At 40.7% G+C, this 17,163-nt stretch carries 19 protein-coding genes; 6 read left to right on the forward strand and 13 right to left on the reverse strand.

Annotated elements, in window-relative coordinates; translation table 11 throughout:
- Both ACFQZJ_RS17880 and ACFQZJ_RS17885 read left to right on the forward strand, forming a co-directional pair.
- A partial coding sequence (locus ACFQZJ_RS17880; RefSeq protein WP_379936311.1) for a gliding motility-associated C-terminal domain-containing protein occupies nt 1–358 on the forward strand: 358 nt, incomplete at its 5' end.
- Between the two features lie 181 nt (nt 359–539).
- The gene (locus tag ACFQZJ_RS17885; RefSeq protein ID WP_379936312.1) at nt 540–1,469 is read left to right on the forward strand and encodes a PorP/SprF family type IX secretion system membrane protein; all 930 of its coding nucleotides are present in this window, start codon (nt 540–542) and stop codon (nt 1,467–1,469) included.
- Nucleotides 1,470–1,557: 88 nt separating this feature from the next.
- Here ACFQZJ_RS17885 and ACFQZJ_RS17890 read toward each other — a convergent pair whose 3' ends face one another.
- The 4 genes from ACFQZJ_RS17890 to ACFQZJ_RS17905 form a co-directional block, all read right to left on the reverse strand.
- On the reverse strand, nt 1,558–2,106 hold the full coding sequence (locus ACFQZJ_RS17890) for a ClpP family protease (protein ID WP_379936313.1): 549 nt from the start codon (nt 2,104–2,106) through the stop codon (nt 1,558–1,560).
- 82 nt (nt 2,107–2,188) lie between these two features.
- Nucleotides 2,189–3,016: a mechanosensitive ion channel family protein gene (locus tag ACFQZJ_RS17895; protein ID WP_379936314.1), complete on the reverse strand. Its 828-nt coding sequence runs from the start codon at nt 3,014–3,016 to the stop codon at nt 2,189–2,191.
- Between the two features lie 11 nt (nt 3,017–3,027).
- Nucleotides 3,028–3,213, reverse strand: a complete 186-nt coding sequence (locus ACFQZJ_RS17900) for a hypothetical protein (protein ID WP_379936315.1) — start codon at nt 3,211–3,213, stop codon at nt 3,028–3,030.
- The gene (locus ACFQZJ_RS17905; protein ID WP_379936316.1) at nt 3,213–3,842 is read right to left on the reverse strand and encodes an RNA polymerase sigma factor; all 630 of its coding nucleotides are present in this window, start codon (nt 3,840–3,842) and stop codon (nt 3,213–3,215) included. The genes ACFQZJ_RS17900 and ACFQZJ_RS17905 overlap by 1 nt, the downstream gene beginning before the upstream one ends.
- A gap of 78 nt (nt 3,843–3,920) precedes the next feature.
- Between ACFQZJ_RS17905 and ACFQZJ_RS17910 the strand changes: the two genes are divergently transcribed.
- Together ACFQZJ_RS17910 and ACFQZJ_RS17915 are read left to right on the forward strand one after the other, a co-directional pair.
- Nucleotides 3,921–4,604 carry a hypothetical protein gene (locus ACFQZJ_RS17910; RefSeq protein ID WP_379936317.1) on the forward strand — a complete coding sequence of 228 codons (684 nt, stop codon included), beginning with the start codon at nt 3,921–3,923 and terminating at the stop codon, nt 4,602–4,604.
- A 103-nt stretch (nt 4,605–4,707) separates the two neighbouring features.
- On the forward strand, nt 4,708–5,874 hold the full coding sequence (locus ACFQZJ_RS17915; protein WP_379936318.1) for a hypothetical protein: 1,167 nt from the start codon (nt 4,708–4,710) through the stop codon (nt 5,872–5,874).
- 18 nt (nt 5,875–5,892) lie between these two features.
- On the opposite strand, the gene ACFQZJ_RS17920 is transcribed toward ACFQZJ_RS17915, so the two are convergent.
- From ACFQZJ_RS17920 to ACFQZJ_RS17930, 3 genes are all read right to left on the reverse strand, one after another.
- Nucleotides 5,893–7,047 (reverse strand): MFS transporter, encoded by a 1,155-nt coding sequence (locus ACFQZJ_RS17920; RefSeq protein WP_379936319.1) that lies wholly within the window; start codon nt 7,045–7,047, stop codon nt 5,893–5,895.
- A gap of 181 nt (nt 7,048–7,228) precedes the next feature.
- Nucleotides 7,229–8,497, reverse strand: a complete 1,269-nt coding sequence (gene kynU / locus ACFQZJ_RS17925) for a kynureninase (protein ID WP_379936320.1) — start codon at nt 8,495–8,497, stop codon at nt 7,229–7,231.
- A gap of 68 nt (nt 8,498–8,565) precedes the next feature.
- Nucleotides 8,566–9,030 carry a GNAT family N-acetyltransferase gene (locus ACFQZJ_RS17930; RefSeq protein ID WP_379936321.1) on the reverse strand — a complete coding sequence of 155 codons (465 nt, stop codon included), beginning with the start codon at nt 9,028–9,030 and terminating at the stop codon, nt 8,566–8,568.
- 57 nt (nt 9,031–9,087) lie between these two features.
- On the opposite strand from ACFQZJ_RS17930, the gene ACFQZJ_RS17935 reads away from it, so the two are divergent.
- Entirely contained in the window at nt 9,088–9,729 is a 642-nt protein-coding gene (locus ACFQZJ_RS17935) for an O-methyltransferase (RefSeq protein ID WP_379936323.1), read from the forward strand.
- Here the strand turns inward: ACFQZJ_RS17935 and ACFQZJ_RS17940 are convergent.
- From ACFQZJ_RS17940 to ACFQZJ_RS17965, 6 genes are all read right to left on the reverse strand, one after another.
- Nucleotides 9,692–10,267, reverse strand: a complete 576-nt coding sequence (locus ACFQZJ_RS17940; RefSeq protein ID WP_379936324.1) for a phosphatase PAP2 family protein — start codon at nt 10,265–10,267, stop codon at nt 9,692–9,694. The two genes, ACFQZJ_RS17935 and ACFQZJ_RS17940, sit on opposite strands and share 38 nt — an antisense overlap.
- Nucleotides 10,268–10,270: 3 nt before the next feature.
- Nucleotides 10,271–10,609: a Sec-independent protein translocase subunit TatA/TatB gene (locus ACFQZJ_RS17945; RefSeq protein ID WP_379936325.1), complete on the reverse strand. Its 339-nt coding sequence runs from the start codon at nt 10,607–10,609 to the stop codon at nt 10,271–10,273.
- Between the two features lie 80 nt (nt 10,610–10,689).
- The gene (locus tag ACFQZJ_RS17950; RefSeq protein WP_379936326.1) at nt 10,690–12,960 is read right to left on the reverse strand and encodes a M1 family metallopeptidase; all 2,271 of its coding nucleotides are present in this window, start codon (nt 12,958–12,960) and stop codon (nt 10,690–10,692) included.
- A 60-nt stretch (nt 12,961–13,020) separates the two neighbouring features.
- Nucleotides 13,021–13,518, reverse strand: coding sequence for a DUF6702 family protein (locus tag ACFQZJ_RS17955; RefSeq protein WP_379936328.1), 498 nt, complete (start codon nt 13,516–13,518; stop codon nt 13,021–13,023).
- 56 nt (nt 13,519–13,574) lie between these two features.
- Nucleotides 13,575–14,351, reverse strand: a complete 777-nt coding sequence (locus ACFQZJ_RS17960) for a carboxypeptidase-like regulatory domain-containing protein (RefSeq protein WP_379936329.1) — start codon at nt 14,349–14,351, stop codon at nt 13,575–13,577.
- Nucleotides 14,341–15,090: a hypothetical protein gene (locus tag ACFQZJ_RS17965; protein ID WP_379936330.1), complete on the reverse strand. Its 750-nt coding sequence runs from the start codon at nt 15,088–15,090 to the stop codon at nt 14,341–14,343. The genes ACFQZJ_RS17960 and ACFQZJ_RS17965 overlap by 11 nt, the downstream gene beginning before the upstream one ends.
- 281 nt (nt 15,091–15,371) lie before the next feature.
- On the opposite strand from ACFQZJ_RS17965, the gene ACFQZJ_RS17970 reads away from it, so the two are divergent.
- Nucleotides 15,372–17,163 (forward strand): beta strand repeat-containing protein (locus tag ACFQZJ_RS17970; RefSeq protein WP_379936331.1); only part of this gene is annotated, 1,792 nt, incomplete at its 3' end.

The following is a 17,163-nucleotide window of genomic DNA, read 5'->3' on the forward strand; positions in this document are numbered from 1 at the left end:
CAACTACTTTGTTGACTTTACCATAAACGTGAACGCGGACTGTGTACCATGTTCAATTAACGAAATAGAGGTATCGAAAACTATAACCGCCAACGGGGACGGTATCAACGATCTGTTCGCCATTACCGGTGCAGAATTCTGCGACTTTACCTTCAACGTCATGATCTTCAACAGATGGGGGAACAAAGTGTATGAAGGAACCGATTACCAGAACAACTGGGGAGGGGAATCCCCCGACAACAAACTGGGAACGTCCGGAATGCTGCCAACAGGAACTTACTATTATATCATCGATGTCATAAGCGAAGAAAATCCTACCGAAAAAGTGAACGGATACATCTATCTGGGAGGAAATTAACCCAATATAAAGTATTAATTATCAATATTTTAAACCTATATATCTATAAAAGGAAACCCTTAATCGAAATAAATACACGCAAACGAATATCTACCGGTATTGAACGGTATTATAAGAATGCATAGGTATTTTTAACATAATTTTACACCAAAACAAACCTACTTATATTATCCAAATATCAATGAATAATACACCCCGAAAACAAGTGAACAATGTTCAAAAAGCAATGGTCATATTGACCATGTTATTTGGATTTATGTTAACTGCACAGCAGTTGCCACAGTTTACGCAGTACATGTACAACACCATTTCTGTTAATCCTGCTTATGCAGGGAGCAGGGAGACGTTAAATGCGACCTTATTGCATAGAAATCAATGGGCAGGATTGGAAGGTAACCCAAGAACGAATACTTTTTCAGTGCATTCCCCATTAAGGAACGAACGTATTGGTTTAGGTATATCCTATATAAACGATCGTTTAGGTTTTGAAAGCACAAACTACGTGTACGGTGATTTTTCGTATACCGTTCCTGTAAGTGGAGAAGTAAACATGTCGTTTGGTCTAAAAGGAGGGTTTACCAACTATAACCTACAAAATCCCGATACTAACGACCCTTTTTTTAATTCAAATTTTAATAGCTGGACCCCAAATTTTGGAGCCGGCATCTATATAGGTTCCGATCGTTGGTATTTTGGTGCATCCTCGCCAAGAATTTTAAATACAGATTTAAACGACGGGGAGTTTGAAGCTTTAGAACGAAATAGCTACTATGGTATAGCAGGTTTTGTAGTCGATGTAGCCCGAAATGTTAAATTTAGGCCAACTGCCATAGCTAAAATAACCAATGGAGCTCCCGCTACTTATGATTTTACAGCCAGTTTTTTATTCAATGAAAAGTTTTGGATAGGTGCATCCTATAGGGTAAACGATGCTTCCAATTTTGGGGCATTGATGGATTACCAAGTATCAAGGGATTTTCGCTTAGGTTATGCTTATGATCTACCGACATCTACAATCCTTCCATATACGGGAGGTACACATGAAATTATATTGATTTTTGAGCCGCGCAGAAGAAGAGGAGGAGCTATAAAATCGCCTAGATACTTCTAACACTCGACATAAAAACCAATAGTCTTAAGGCACAAAAAAATCCTTTGCAAAACAAAGGATTTTTTTATGTCTTTATTTTATGGTATGGTTATTCCATAATACCATCAACAATACCGTAAGCTATAGATTCCTCGGCATTCATCCAGTAATCCCTATCGAAATCCTTTAAAACTTTTTCGAATTTCTGTCCACAATTATCGGCCAAAATCCGAGCACTCAACTCCTTGGTCTTAATGATCTCCTTTGCCTGAATTTCTATATTTGAAGCCTGTCCCCTGGCTCCTCCACTGGGTTGGTGAATCATTACTTGGGCATGAGGTTGGATAAAACGTCTTCCTTTCTTACCTACAGATAATAATATTGACCCCATAGATGCAGCTAAACCGGTACAAATAGTTGAAACAGGACTTTTTAACGCTTTAATCGTATCATACATAGCAAAGCCAGAAGTGACATAACCACCCGGACTATTTATATATAATTGAATTTCCTTGTTGTTCTGCATATCCAAATACAATAATCTATCTATAACATGCTTGGCGGAGTCATCGTCTACCATACCCCAAAGAAATACCTTTCTTTCCTCCAACATTTTTTCATCTATAGTCTCTTGTATCTTTCCTTTTTTAGAGCTCATATTTCGTTTTATTTTTGAATTTCAAAATTAGTGAAATAATCAATAAGGAAGTAAGGTCTTGTACTTGGTTTGATAAAAAACATTAGTCGTCCAATTCTACGGTATTCTCGGTGATTTTTTTGATGGGTATTACAATTTTTCCCTTCTTCGTTTTAACGACCATAGAAATATGATCAATAGCCTCGATCGTACCTTCTATGTCCTTTAGCTTGATATTATCACCGACCTCGTATAATTTTCTCGTGTAAAATGTACGTAACAGATCTCCTACAATTTCTTTTGACCCTAATCCAAGGGCTAAGGAAAATGCTAATAAAAAGGCACCTAGAACAAGACTAAAATTACTGGTGATAATATCCGTATCTACCCCGGCTTGGTTTAATGCCGTAATACAAACAAAAAATGTTATTAAGTAAAAAATGGCCCCACTAACCATTTTTGTTCCCCCACTACCAATAGACTCCATGACATCCGTTACCGCTTTCTTAACAACTGTAGCCAAGTAAAGCCCACCAACCAAAATTAGTAATGCACTTAATAAAGTAGGCAAATATCCAAAAAGGGAATAAATAGCGTCGGAAATAGCATTCAACCCAAATATCTGAGCCAAAACCACAGTAAACAAAAGTATCAGCATTACCTTAACTACATTCAATGCAACCTTTAGGAGGTCTACCTTCAATTGTTTGTCACCAAAAAGTTTTGAATCGGCCACGCGTTGGGAGAGCACATCGATCTTAGCGGCCTTCAAGGTTCTTTTTAGGACAAAAAGCACAATTTTTATAATCAACCATGCTACCAATAAACCCAAAAGACCAAGTATAAAACTGGGTATCATTTCCGTAGCGGAAGATAATAGGCCTCCAAAACTTTCTGCCAACGTATCCTTTAATTCGTTAATTGTTTTCATTTTTTAGGTATTTATTTTTTTTTGGTTTTCATAAGTCCGGCAATTAACGCGGCGTAATCTTTAGTAAATAATGAGGCCATCTCCATAATAAGCTTTGCCATGGCCACATCGTTCATCACTTTTTGACGCAGTTCCGGTGGAACATCCTTTAAATCTCCCTGAATCCTTTTAAACGGATTTATATTGTTTTCTGACATTAGGGTAATGAATTATAGGTTTCTATTACTCTGGCTTTCGCTCGTTTTAATCTCATTTTAATAGCACTACTACCCAACTCCATAAGAGTCTCAAGTTCTTTTATAGAAACGCCGTCTTGATACTTGAGCAGCAATAAGGTCTTTTCTTCAGGATCAATGAGTTCCAAGGCTTTTTTAAGTTTTTCTACCTGCAGGTCCAACAAATTTTCATCTGTAACCTCTACGGAAAGCTTATACTCGGTATCCTCTATATTATTGGCCTTGTCACTGATTTTTCTACCCTTGTCCCTATTCACATAATTAACACAAAAATTGTAGGTAAACGAATATAACCATGTAGAAAACTTAGAAGTTCCTTTAAAGGAGCCCAATTTCACAAAGAGCATCAAAAAGATATCCTGGGTCAAATCCTCTGCCTCTTTCTGGGATTTTGCAAAACCATAACATTTGTTGTACACCATTTTAGCGTACCTATCATACAGTACGCCAAACAAGGTGGAATCCTTTTTATCTACAATTTTCTTGACAAGTTCCTCATCGGAAATGTCCTTATACGGGTCATTAGCGTCCAATTTGGTTTTGAATTGGTTACTTATGATGATAAGACACAATTTTCGTAAGAAGGTCACTGTCAGGTTATTTTAGGCTAGTGCAAAAATAGGTCAAAGAATCAGCAATCTATATCTTTGTTTAAAATTACATTAAATATGAAAAAGGTTTTAGTTTTTTGTCTGGCTTCACTTAGCCTAGTTATTGCTTGTAAAGAGCAACAAAAAAATACAGTAGAAAAAGTGGAAACCGTGGAAAAGTTAAAGAGTATCCCGGAACAAGTAGCTATAGCCAATGGCTTTGCGAACTGGGCAACTGTAAACAAAATCACTTTTACCTTTAATGTAGACAGGGGCGACTCCCATTTTGAACGTACATGGTCCTGGGCTCCAAAAACCAATGATGTTGTTTTTATGACACGGGAAGATACCATTGCCTATAACAGAAAAGCAGTAGATACGGTCCTTGCCAAAACGGATGCCGGATTTATAAACGATAAGTTTTGGCTATTGGCACCCTATCAACTGGTTTGGGATAAAAATGGATATAGGTACGAACATGAAGCCACGGCAACAGCTCCGATGTCCCAAGAGCCCATGCAAAAATTGACCATAGTTTACGGTAGCGAGGGCGGATATACCCCTGGTGATGCCTACGATTTTTACTTTGGGGACGATTTCATAATAAAGGAATGGGCCTTTAGAAAGGGAAACCAAGAAGCACCGAATATGGTCACCAGCTGGGAGGATTACAAAGATTTTAAGGGGTTGAACATAGCTACCAAGCATAAGCGGGCAGATGAGGACTTTAATTTGTATTTTACAGGCATAACAGTGGAGTAAAAAGGTTTTGGAGTTTAGGAGATATTAAAATAATTATCGTTCCAACATACTTTTTTTTAATGCTGATTGTGATCCAAAATCGACTTTTAATCCCTTGCCGCTTATGAATAAAGTAACGTTTCTATTTTTAGTTTGTTCTGGTGTACTATCCTACGGTCAGCAATCACATTCCGGTATTGTGTTGACATTGGATGGAGGGGAACCGTTAGAATTTGTATCGGTCTTTAACATTACCGATCATACTATGACCAATGAAGATGGACGGTTTCAGTTTTCATCCCAAATAGATTCGGTTTTCTTCTATACGCCGGGGTATGAAAAGCTAAAAACTACTTTCAGTGCCTTGAGAGATACGATATATCTGCAAAAAAATATCGTTAACCTAGATGAAGTGGTGATCACCAATGCAAAGACTATTCTAGATCGAATCCGGGATTCTATCGGTATAAATTACCTACTTTCCCCACATACCGAAACCTTTTTCATTAGGGCATTACTACGACGCAACGATACGATTATGCGCTTGCAAGATATGTACGGTAACCTTAGACGTAAGACCTCGGTTTATGCTGGCGAGTTGGAATTGGAAAAGAAAGACTATGAAGTAGAACTACTTCAAATGCGACAGGTAGGGATTAAAAAAGATAAAAACAACGTTTATTTCATCTTTCCTTCATTCTTTGATATTTTCAGCGAGTTTGTTAGAATCAATGCCATGGGTCCCGACTTTGATGTCATAGAAAAACCCTTAGAAAATACGAATGAAATTAGAGTAGAATTCTCTCCCAGTAAAGCGGATGTTTCCGGAGGGTCATCTGGAAGTTATATTATCAATGCCCTCGATAACGCTATCCTTTCTTTTGAAGTAAGTACTAAAAGAATAATCGCGGAACCGATACGACAACGACCAGAATACCACGGTCCAATTCTTTTGGAGAGCGCGACGTATTTCACAAAAGACAAGGGCAACGACCGCTATTTTATGAACTATGGCAAACGTAAAATCATAGTAGAATCAAAAACAAAAGACCAAAAAGAACCCACCAAATTTCAAATAGAAATTCTTCTACACACCACAAATCCCTTCAGCCAACTAGATTTAAAAAGCAATGTAAACGAACAAAAAGATGTGTTTACATTAAAATCGCCCTACAACGAAACGTTTTGGAAGTCCCAGAACCAATTACTGCTAACAGAAGAAATGTTGAAGTTTATAACCAACTTAGCGGAAGATAACAAGGAGTTTAAAGTCAAGAGTAATCTGGATTAATTCTTGAATACCCTACACTCACCGCCTTGTCTCTTTCTTCTTCAGCACGGCGGTTATTGCCAAAATAAAAACTGCACAGAAGAAGAGCACCACAAAACTTGTCTTTAGGGAGGATGTTTCAGCCAAAAAACCTAGAATCGGTGGCGCACATAAAAATCCGGCATACCCCGTTCCGGCGATGAATGCAATACCTTTGGATGAGTCCACCCCTTTTACATTGCCGCCTATTCTAAACACCTCGGGTATCATAACGGAAAAACCCAGGCCACTTAGTGCAAATCCGGCTATTGCCAAATAGGTATTTTCAGAAAGTACCAATCCGTAGCCCACCAATGCGAAGACCGTGCCTACCATAATCATTTTAACCGATCCCAGTTGCTCACTTACCCCATCGCCTAAAAAGCGCCCTAAGGTCATGGTGACCTGAAAACCCAGAAAACCGGCACCCCATAGGGCTTCGGGTGCTATACTGATCTCTTTTAAATACAGGCCGCTCCAATCTACAATGGCGCCCTCGCTGCCCATGGCAAGAAAGGATATCAACCCAAGCAATAACAATGGCTTGAACAGTTTTAAACTAAATCCTTCACTGGCCAACAATTCAGCCGTCACCCCTACATATTTTGTGTAAAATACAAGATTAACGGCCAGTACCAAAGCTACCGCTAAGCCCATGTGCAACACAGGATTCCCTATGGGTCCTATTAAAAAGCTACCGATACCTGCCAATACGCCGCCTAGACTAAAAAACCCATGGGACGCGGACATAAATTTCACCTGGTCCTTTTTTTCGACCTCTGTTACCAAGGTATTCATGGCAATATCGGTAAAGCCATTAGAAGCTCCGAACAAAAAAAGAGCGCCCATCAAGGTATAGTAACTAGGTGCCAGTAAGGGCAGCATGGCGGCAGCGCAACTCAATAAAACTCCATAAAAGGTAGCTTTTCCTACCCCTATGCTGTTTATCCACCCAGAGGCAAAAGGAAATACGGTAAATACACCAAGTGATAAAAAGAAAATCGCAAACCCAAGCTGGGAATTATCTATGGCCAAACCTTCCTTTACCTGGGGAATGTAAATAGCCCAAGTACCAAAGAGAATATTTAAACTGGCAAAGACCCATGAAGGGCCAAAATAATTTGCGTTAGTCAGTATTAAGCGTAGTGATTTCATCGATGGAAATATACTTAAGTATTTAATTTTATTTATGGCCTATCGTTGTTGGACGATAATAACTAAATGAATTATGCTCGGCATTTCGACCGCGCTCAGCGTGCTACTGATCTCATTACCAACTTTACCATGTTCTTATTGGATCGCCAATTATTCATCACAATTATATGGTAGAAACAAATTATTTAGAAAGAATTCCTTCCTTCAAAATTTGTCCAAACCGGTACATATCCTCATACGAACAGTAGAAAGGTGCCGGAGCCAGGCGAATTACGTTAGGTTCGCGCCAATCCGTAATCACACCATTTTCCATGAGGTAATTGAACAAGGCTTTTCCTTCTCCATGTAAAAAAACGGACAATTGGCAACCTCTTTCCTTTGGTGTAATAATTTCAAAAGAGCTGTCTACCGCTGCATCGATTTCCCTTAAAATAAATTCAAGATATGCCGTGATCCTATTCCTTTTCTCGATCAAAGCCGACATTCCAACTTCTTCGAATAGTTCCAAGGAAGCCAGATAGGGTGCAATCGAAAGTATAGGGGCATTGCTAATTTGCCAGGCATCGGCATTTTCCATAGGTTCGAATTCCGGTTTCATTAAAAACCGAGTCTCCTTTTTCGTGCCCCACCAGCCTTCAAAACGGGGAAGATCTTTTCGGTCCAAGTACTGTTCATGAACATAGATACCTGATGCATTGCCCGGACCACTGTTCATATATTTATAGCTGCACCATGCGGCAAAATCGGCCTTCCAGTCGTGTAATTTCAATTCCACATTTCCGACACCGTGCGCTAAATCCCATCCTACTTTTGCACCTACCGCTTTACCCGCTTTTGTAATGGCCTCCATATCCAACACTTGCCCGTTGTAATAATTAACGCCGCCTATGAGTACCAGAGCCAACTCCTCGCCTACTTCGTTTATCTTATCTATAAAATCCTCCGTATGCCAAGCATGTTCCCCGCTCCGCTTTTTAACCTCTACAATGGTAGTATTGGGATCAAAGCCATGAAACCTTGCTTGACTCTGCAACATATACTGATCGCTGGGAAACGCCTTCTCCTCGCAAATTATCTTGAATCTTTTGGCTGTAGGCGTATAGAAAGAAACCATCAATAAGTGAAGGTTTACCGTTAAGGTATTCATCACGGATACTTCTTCCGGCAAAGCACCTACTACTTTGGCCAAGGGCTTGGCCAAACGTTCATGGTAGTCCCACCAAGGCTTTTCTGCATAAAAGTGCCCTTCTACGGCTAGCTCCGCCCAATCGTTCATGACATCATCTACATATTTTTTGGTACGTTTAGGCTGTAACCCCAGAGAGTTTCCCGTAAAATAAATGACCTCTTTCCCGTTTACTTTTGGAAAATGAAATTCGTTTCTATACCGGCGCAGCGGATCTTGCATGTCCAGTTCTTGGGCATAGGAAAGTGTATTCTTAAATGTCATAGCCTCATTTTTATGTAAAAATAGTCATCTGACCGCAAAGAATGATAAAAGCGAGGGATAATGCCGCCTTACTCATCATCTGGCCAGCGCATTTCTATAATATGCCGTTTAAAACCAACCTTTTCGTAGGCACGCAGGGCGGCATCATTTTCGTTATAAACGGTAAGTCTAATCTCTTTGAGCCCACTTTCGTTTGCCCAATTTTTTAAGGCTGAAAGTATTTTTCCGTTTAGCCCTTGCCCTCTATATTCCGGCAGGGTAAACATAAAACCTAGATACGCATAACTCTTATGGTCCAAATACGGTTTTGCAGTTTTCTCTAGAGCATAGCCACAACTAACAATAACTTCATTATGGACGGCCACCAGCACTATTGCCCTTGGGTTAGCCATTAAACTACTTATATCGTAATATGAAATAGGGTCCTTTGCCAGTGTAGGATCAAAAGGACGTTCAGCGGAAATGACGCCTTGTTCCATAGCTTTTAATACCGGTAAATCCTTTATTGTCGCTTTCCTAATGTCTATATCCATACGTTTTTAAAAGTATCAAAATAATGTATTAATCGGTACTTTTGCAAAAAGAAACGCATGCATTTTCTATCCGCTACATTGGAAGACTACATTGCCGAAAATTCACAGTCCGAACCGGAAGTACTAACGGCGCTTACCCGTGAAACACACTTAAAGGTAGTACAGCCTAGAATGCTTACGGGTCATTTTCAAGGTAGAACTTTAAGTTTACTATCTAAGATCATCTACCCAAAAAACATCTTGGAAATTGGAACCTATACGGGATACTCCGCAATTTGTCTGGCCGAAGGTTTACAACAACAAGGAGCCCTGCACACCATAGACGTGAATGCAGAGCTATATGCTATTCAAAGGAAGTATTTTGATAAAAGCGGTTATGGTGAACGCATTGTTCAGCACACGGGAAACGCATTGGAAATTATACCTGAACTTGACAAAACCTTCGACCTGATATTCATAGATGCAGAAAAGAAAGACTATATAAAGTATTTCGATGCAATTATGCCCTTTACAAAATCCGGTACGGTAATCCTCTCGGACAATGTCCTGTGGTCTGGAAAAGTTATAGAAAAATTAAATCCAAAGGACAAAACGACCAAAATTTTACTGGAGTATAACAGAAGACTGGCCAACCATCCATTGTTGGAAACCGTACTGCTTCCTATTCGTGACGGTCTAACCCTAAGTAGGGTAAAATAAGCTTACCGTGCAACCAGTAAAAAAATAAGGCCGATACGGTACCTACCAGAGCCCCTACCATTAAATCTATAGGAAAATGAACCCCAACATAGATCCTGCTGATGGTAAATAAGAAGGCCCATAGGTAGAACACAAATACCCACGGATACTTTTTCCTTAAAAATAGCACAATGATCGTGGTGATAGAAAAAGAGGAAGACGCATGACCGGAGAAAAAACTATAGCCTTTAGAATTTTTTATGATCCGTATAACACCATTGATGTCCACGTCATTGTTTGGCCGCAACCTCGCTACGATTTCCTTTGTTAAATCCGTAAGGGTAAGCACAAAAAAAAATAAAACCAGAACGGTAAGTATACTGTACAAGCCCTGCTTTTTGGGATAGGCTTTCAACAGTAAAAAGGCAAACAGAAGAAATAAAGGAACCCAAGTTGTAATGGTGGTGATGGTAGACCAGAAAAAATCGTATTGCTCAATACCTAGCCCATTCAGATAGATAAAGGTTTCCCGATCCCAATCCAGTAGCTCGTTCAACATCGCCTATTTTCGTTTAATGGAGCCGGCTGCATCTCCAACACGTTTACTTATATCGCCAAAACCTTTTTTAACATCCTTGGCAATTCCTGTATCCATGCTACTCTTTACATCTTCGATATCCTTCTGGATATCCGTGATAACACTGGTGTCTATACCTTGCTTATCCGCACTTTTTTTGATTTCCTGCTTAATATCCTCGGTTGCATCCCTTAATTGCCTCATTCCTTTTCCAAGTCCTTTAGCTATTCCCGGAATTTTATCCGCACCGAACACCATTACCACAATAAACATGATAAAGAAAATTTCACCTCCGCTAATGAATAAAAATTGCGTTGACATCATGGTACAAATATAAACAAGTTTCTTATCCGAATAAAAAAAGCCTCATTAATCAATGAGGCTTTTTTTAAAGGAAATGCTAATTATTGTCCTTTCATTTTTTCCTTGAAAGTATCAAAATCGCTCTGACCTTCTTTCTTGGGCCATGTATTGTTGGTCGTATCTATATCCGCAGTTTCCAGTTTGGGGTCTACAACAACCCCTGTCAACTCACTTGTCGAAGAAATAACAACTTTTACTTCCTTGTCGTTTTTTCTCCAAATCTCTGCAGGATAGGTGATATCTTTCACACTACCATCGGCATAGGTATACGCAACGATCAACGGCATAGGGATACCGCCAGGCTTGTCATAGGTTATCTCATAAAAATATTTTGGCTCGGTAACAGCGGCCCGTTCAGCCGCGGTCATATTGTCCATCATAAATTCCTTTAATGTTTTCGAGGTCTCAGAAGGGTTTACACCATCTAGGGCAGTATCATAGCCTTCGCTGTCCGTAGGCACTAAAAACACTTTTGACATTAAGTCTCCGGTAACCGGTTTTTTTGCGACTTGATACTTTTTTATTTCCTTTACCCCTATATCTACATAATCGGTGGTATAGAACCAAGCTCTCCAAAACCAATCCAGGTCTACGGCCGATGCATCCTCCATGGTCCTAAAGAAATCCTCCGGGGTGGGATGTTTGAACTTCCACCTTTGGGAATAGGTTTTAAATGCATGATCGAACAGTTCTCTACCCATTACGGTCTCTCTCAAAATATTAAGGGCGGTAGCAGGTTTTCCATAGGCATTTGGTCCTAATTTATATACGTTTTCCGGATTGGACATAATGGGCGACATAGCACTTTGGTCACCGCTCATATAAGGTACTATTTTTGCCGGGTCTCCTCTTCTGGAAGGATACTTGGTGTTAGGAGCGATGGCTTCCGGAAAAACCGATCCAAATTCCTGCTCGGCAACATATTGCATAAAGGTATCCAAACCTTCATCCATCCAACCCCATTGGCGCTCGTCGGAATTTACGATCATCGGAAAAAAGTTATGACCAACTTCGTGTATAATTACACTGATCATACCGTATTTGACCCTATCAGAGTAGGTTCCGTCCTCATTTGGCCTACCGTAGTTCCAACATATCATTGGATATTCCATACCTTGGTTCTTAGCATGTACGGATATCGCCTTGGGATACGGGTAATCGAAGGTATGTGACGAAAATGTTTTTAAGGTAGATGCAACAGCTTTGGTCGAATACTCCTCCCACAAAGGATTTCCCTCTTTTGGATACATGGATATGGCCATCACATCCTTACTGCCAATCTTAACCGCTTGCATATCCAAGATAAACTTGCGCGATGTTGCAAATCCGAAATCCCGAACGTTTTGGGCTTTCAACTTCCATGTTTTGGTTTTCTTAGAAAAACCTTTCTCTAGCTTCTCGACCTCTTCTTGGGTTACGATGACCACAGGTTTATCGTATGATTTCTTTGCTTGCTCGTAGCGCTGCATCATTTCCTTGGTATATACCTCTTTACGATTTTGAAGTACTCCGGTACCATCTAGAATATGGTCTGCGGGAACGGTAATGTTCACTTCATAGTCCCCGAACGGTAGCGCAAACTCTCCACTGCCCCAAAACTGATGGTTCTGCCATCCCTCTACATCATTGTAAACGGCCATTCTTGGAAAAAACTGGGCTATTACGTAAGCCCGGTTGCCATCCTTAGGAAAAAATTCATAACCGGACCTGGCACGATTTACCGTGTGATCGGGAATGTTATAGTTCCACTTTATGGAAAACGAATATTGCTCCCCGCTCTTCAACACCTCGGGAATATCGATACGCATCATGGTTTGATTGATCGTGTGCGGCAAGGCCTTCCCTGCGCCGTCTTTCACATGCTCAATATTAAAGCCCCCATCAAAATTTGGTTGTATGTACTGTTTTGCAAAATTTTCAACCGAATTCTCCGACCGTATGGAGCTACCGTTTCTTAACAGTGCCTTTGCATCCTTTGCCCTCACATTTTGATCCAGCTGAACCCACAGGTACTCCAAATCATCGGGAGAATTATTGGTGTAGGTGATCGTTTCCTCTCCATAGATTTTAGCGTTCTCGTCATCTAATCGAATATCCATGACATAGTCTGCCTGCTGCTGATAATAATCCGGCCCTGGTGCTCCGGAAGCCGAACGGTAGGTGTTCGGAGTTGAGAACTCCTCGTATAATTGTTTGAACTTGCTTTGGTTGTAATGGCCAGGCTCTCGTTCTGTTTGCTCCTTATCCTGTGCAATAGAAACTGTTGCGAACAAGAACACTAGAGAAGCGAAAGCGTATTGAATTCTTTTCATTTTATATCCTGTTTTTAATGGTCGTAAATTTAAGTTTTTTAAAGGATTTCTTATTGGATGTTATAAATTTAACATTCCTTTAGTATCCGATTTCAGAAGCACGAAGCTTTTCTTCTTTCCTTCGATATTAAAATGGACCACGTTCTGCTGCTCGTCGAAGAGGTCCGTCAAGATTTCATTTTGGACACCTATACGCTTCACCGAAGGGAGATCTATCCTCGGAACCTCGACGAATAAAATAATCACATCTACATCGTACTTTTTACCGATAATCGTATAATCGACGGAATCTCCGTTTCGAGTAATGCTAAACTTGGCGCGAACGTATTTTTCAAGATATTCCTGCCCCACCTGCGTTTCATCGTCACTGCCAAGTCCGGCATCTATACCATAACGTTCTTTTAAGACAGTATTCATATCATCTATGAAATACCTGGAGGTAATCTGTAACGCATCGGACTTTTCGGAATACCTTATGTTGGTAACACTTATATAAAACTTATGCACCGTGGCAAAGGCCAGCAGGGGCAAAACCAAAATTAAAAAGACTTTTTTCATTTGTTCGGCTAAAATGGCGGCAGCTACAAGGGCCTACCATCTGTTACATATTAGGTTTACTCTATATTATTGTTTTTACGGTAGGCCATGCTTCGCCGTTCCATATAGGCCCATATTTTCAGGATATCATGGGCATCTACCAAGGATTGAAATGTTTGGTCTATTTCACAGAAATACAAAAAATCGTCGATCTTGTCCTCGGGTATCCTTAGTTCTGTGCGGTATAAAGAATCGGCATAAAACTCCCGTACCCTTATCGTTCTATCATATAATCTATTCCTTTCAACACGTTCCTTGAGCATCTTGGTGCGACCGGAGATCCCATTTAAAATTGGATTTAAGGGTACCAAACCACCACCTGAGGTTGCCTCAAAAAGCTCCCGTTCCGATTTTGTGGGAATATAAACATGGGCATTGGGCAAGCCTAAAGACTCTGCCGTAACCACGGGATCCATTTTAAGGCTTAGAATATCCTTGGAAATATCCCCGGTTAGGTTGTAAGGTGTAACCACGACCTCGTCTAGCTCCGTTAATTCGTCATCCAAGGGAACGGAAACCAAATCCATTTCCAAAATTTCCTGGGTAACCAGCAGTTGTTTTGTCTTAAATTGCACGGCAGAAAACACCAAGGTATCGTTTTGCTTTACGCTAATGGCAAAGAAGCCACTTTCATTTGTAATCGTAGCCCGGTTCGCCGTAATGTTCATAACGTGCGTAGCTGCCACATCGCCATCCTTACTGTATACTTTACCTTCCATAATTTTATAGGAAGCTTCTTGGGAATATCCAAGGCTTACCATAAAACAAAGGACGTAAAAAAACCTACTCTTCATTCATTTCCGCTAGAAAAGTCTTGCTGTGATTTACCAAGGAGTCTATAAGCTGAAATTCATTCTCCTTTTTTAACAATGTCGTTGCGGGCATTTTACTGTCACAATAAAACAGGAACGCATCTATTTTATCCTGTGGTATTTTAAGATCCGAGACAAAGAACTGATCATCGTACACTTGCCGCAACACTTGGCTTACCTTAAGTTTAGGCCCTTCTTCCGGGGTGCTTTCCTTGGCTTTGAATATGGCCCTAAAAATATTTACGAAGTTTACCCCATCCTGCATGCCCCGATCCAAATCCGACATCGCTACATTTTCTACCTCCGATTCCCTATCAATTTCATACTCAAATCCTTTAAATTCTTCATTTTTCACTTTCAGGTAACGCTCAGGGTCGTCTGGGGTAATCACTACCTCGTCCAACTCGGTCACCTTTTCGTTTACCGTAACCACAAGCCTGTTATCCTGCAATATTTCCTCGGTAATCTTTACGACTTTATACTGGTAGTTCACCGCTGTAAAAACAAGTTCGTCGCCCACTTTTACATGTATGCCAAATTCACCTTGGTCATTGGTCACCGTTGCCTTTTCCGTAGTAGAGTTAATGACATATTCGTTGGCTACATTAATATTCCTATATAAAACTTTGCCCATCAATAGCCTACGGTCATTGTCCTGGCCATTAACGACGAAAACACACAATACAAGCGTAAGTGCGACTAGGATTTTGGTTATTTTCATCTAATAGTATTACTGTTCGTTTAATAATGCTTAAAGAAAAGATATGTTGCTGTCTTATAAAAGCGTCCAACAATAAAATTTTGTTAATTTCGGATACGACTCTAAAGATCGTTAAAAAAAGTAGACCTTCTGGGATAGGGCGTTAAAAAACACGTTCCGTTCAACGATTATTGTATTCACTTTATCCCATTCATACAATATTTTGCCACCTATTCTTAGGTGAACGTGGAGATAATCTTATTTTTGTCTTCCCGCTATTTTTAAAGCTGAAACACCTCGTTATGAAACCAATAGTTATTCTTGCACTACTTCTATGTTTGAGTTCCACGGTTGTATTTGGCCAAATAAAGATAGGGGACAATCCGCAAAATATAGATGCCTCCTCGGTGCTGGAATTGGAAAGCACGGATAGGGTACTGGTCATTACCCGCGTAAACAACCTTACCATGGAGTCCATTACACCGCTGAGGGGCGCCGTACTATACAATACGGACACACAATGTCTTCATTATTTTAATGGAACGGAATGGATAAACCTTTGCGATGCCGTAAGTTTTAGCCTTACCAATGACCCTATTGTAAACACCCGCAGCACCATAAGCATAACGGATAACGGTGGCACTATAAACCTAGAGGTTGCCCCGAACAGCATACGAAGCGAGAATATCGTAGATGGCGGTATAAACGGGGATGACATACAGGACAACTCCATTGGGGAAAGCAAACTTGGAGCGGACTCCGTTAGCGCCAATGAACTTAGAGACAATTCCGTAGGCACTACGGAAGTGATAGACGGAAGTATTACCGCAGCGGATATTGCCAATTCCGGCCCAAACCAGATCTTAACCACAGACGACACCGGCGCGGTCAATTGGGTAGATGCCAACACTGTAAGCGGTGTAGCGACCGATGGCACCACAATTACAGGCACAGGAGTTGCGGGCGATGTACTTTCTGTTTCCGATGCGGTTAGGAATGCCATTTCGGTAAATAGCCAAGATATTGCGGAACATATTGGAAGTGATATGGACACTGATGCCAGGAATGAACTTACCGATCTGTTTTATGATTCCGATACCAATATTCTAAGTCTTACCAGGTCGGAAGTAGGAACAACGATAGATTTAGGGGGATTAAACAATCCAGGTACAGATAATCAAACCTTGGATTTAACAGGAAACACACTGTCTATTTCAGGTGGCAACAATGTTGATTTACAAGGGTATTTAGATAATACGGATGCGCAGGAATTGGAAATAAATGGAAATGTTATTTCTATTTCGGGAGGAAATGATATAACACTGCCTGCAGGGGCTGTGGATACCGACAATCAAAGTATTATTGGCGGTGCAGTAGTTGGGAATGATTTACGTATTGATATTGAAGATGGTACCTCTGGCTTAATAGATATATCCTCACTGACGGTTACCGGGACGGATAACCAAGGAATACTTGGCGGGGAAGTTGTTGGGAATGACTTACGTATTGATATTGAAGATGGAGCTTCAGGTACGATTGATATTTCAAGCTTAATAGGTTCCGGAACGGACAGCCAGAATTTAACAGGAGCGACATTAAGCCCTACCAACATACTACAAATTGATATCCAAAACGGAAACTCGACAACGGTAGATTTAAATGCACTAGCAGGTGGGGGCACTCAAAACTTAACCAGTGTTTTAGGGAATGGTAGTAGTGCAGGTAATCTTCAAATTAATGACGTCGCAGATCCAACCTTACCACAGGATGTGGCGACACAAAATTATGTAGAGACGCGCATAGCAACAATTTTAGCGGCAGGGGGAGCGGACGGTGTGGTCTCGGCAATAACGCCGTCAGCAACCGGATTTGACGTTGTAGGAGTTAACGGGGGATTTAATGGGAGTGTTGATTTAAATGCTAATTTTGTCACAGAAGCTGAACTTGCAGCTACAAATTTTGACGATGCGGACGCAAACCCTATTAACGAAATCCAGACACTGGCAATAGCGGGGAACGACCTGACACTTTCAAACGGCGGCGGAACCGTAACCATTCCCGCCGCGGGAGCGGCAGACTGGACGACCTTGGCCA

The sequence above is a fragment of the Maribacter chungangensis genome, from assembly GCF_042676845.1.
Lineage (GTDB): Bacteria > Bacteroidota > Bacteroidia > Flavobacteriales > Flavobacteriaceae > Maribacter > Maribacter chungangensis.

Coding starts and splice junctions, on each gene's coding strand:
- ACFQZJ_RS17885 (WP_379936312.1), top strand. CDS start 540: ATGAATAATACACCCCGAAAACAAGTGAACAATGTTCAAAAAGCAATG.
- ACFQZJ_RS17890 (WP_379936313.1), bottom strand. CDS start 2,106: ATGAGCTCTAAAAAAGGAAAGATACAAGAGACTATAGATGAAAAAATG.
- ACFQZJ_RS17895 (WP_379936314.1), bottom strand. CDS start 3,016: ATGAAAACAATTAACGAATTAAAGGATACGTTGGCAGAAAGTTTTGGA.
- ACFQZJ_RS17900 (WP_379936315.1), bottom strand. CDS start 3,213: ATGTCAGAAAACAATATAAATCCGTTTAAAAGGATTCAGGGAGATTTA.
- ACFQZJ_RS17910 (WP_379936317.1), top strand. CDS start 3,921: ATGAAAAAGGTTTTAGTTTTTTGTCTGGCTTCACTTAGCCTAGTTATT.
- ACFQZJ_RS17915 (WP_379936318.1), top strand. CDS start 4,708: ATGAATAAAGTAACGTTTCTATTTTTAGTTTGTTCTGGTGTACTATCC.
- ACFQZJ_RS17920 (WP_379936319.1), bottom strand. CDS start 7,047: ATGAAATCACTACGCTTAATACTGACTAACGCAAATTATTTTGGCCCT.
- kynU (WP_379936320.1), bottom strand. CDS start 8,497: ATGACATTTAAGAATACACTTTCCTATGCCCAAGAACTGGACATGCAA.
- ACFQZJ_RS17930 (WP_379936321.1), bottom strand. CDS start 9,030: ATGGATATAGACATTAGGAAAGCGACAATAAAGGATTTACCGGTATTA.
- ACFQZJ_RS17935 (WP_379936323.1), top strand. CDS start 9,088: ATGCATTTTCTATCCGCTACATTGGAAGACTACATTGCCGAAAATTCA.
- ACFQZJ_RS17940 (WP_379936324.1), bottom strand. CDS start 10,267: ATGTTGAACGAGCTACTGGATTGGGATCGGGAAACCTTTATCTATCTG.
- ACFQZJ_RS17945 (WP_379936325.1), bottom strand. CDS start 10,609: ATGATGTCAACGCAATTTTTATTCATTAGCGGAGGTGAAATTTTCTTT.
- ACFQZJ_RS17950 (WP_379936326.1), bottom strand. CDS start 12,960: ATGAAAAGAATTCAATACGCTTTCGCTTCTCTAGTGTTCTTGTTCGCA.
- ACFQZJ_RS17955 (WP_379936328.1), bottom strand. CDS start 13,518: ATGAAAAAAGTCTTTTTAATTTTGGTTTTGCCCCTGCTGGCCTTTGCC.
- ACFQZJ_RS17960 (WP_379936329.1), bottom strand. CDS start 14,351: ATGAAGAGTAGGTTTTTTTACGTCCTTTGTTTTATGGTAAGCCTTGGA.
- ACFQZJ_RS17965 (WP_379936330.1), bottom strand. CDS start 15,090: ATGAAAATAACCAAAATCCTAGTCGCACTTACGCTTGTATTGTGTGTT.